The sequence below is a fragment of the Nitrobacter sp. 62-13 genome (assembly GCF_001896955.1).
Lineage (GTDB): Bacteria > Pseudomonadota > Alphaproteobacteria > Rhizobiales > Xanthobacteraceae > Nitrobacter.
Genome location: NZ_MKRN01000189.1, coordinates 1 through 377 on the forward strand (window position 1 = coordinate 1; position 377 = coordinate 377).

Annotated in this window: 1 protein-coding gene; it reads left to right on the plus strand. The window is 66.8% G+C overall.

The window, feature by feature from the left end:
- Positions 1-377, plus strand: a 377-nt coding sequence (locus tag BGN91_RS14100) for a flagellar basal body P-ring protein FlgI (RefSeq protein WP_292614154.1), incomplete at both ends; no start/stop codon positions are given.

The window sequence follows — 377 nt, forward strand, 5'->3', positions numbered from 1 at the left end:
GCGACCTCGCGGATCAAGGATCTCGCGAATATTGAAGGCGTGCGGCAGAACCAGTTGATCGGCTACGGCCTCGTGGTCGGCCTCAACGGCACCGGCGACACGCTCAACAACATCCCCTTCACCAAGCAGTCGCTGCAGGCGATGCTGGAACGCATGGGCGTCAACATCCGCGGCGCGACCATCCGCACCGGCAACGTCGCAGCCGTGATGGTGACCGGCAACCTGCCGGCCTTCGCCACCCAGGGCACGCGCATGGACGTAACGGTGTCGGCGATGGGCGACGCCAAGAGCCTGCAGGGCGGCACCCTGCTCGTCACCCCTCTGCTCGGCGCCGATGGCAACGTCTATGCGGTGGCGCAGGGTTCGCTCGCGATCGG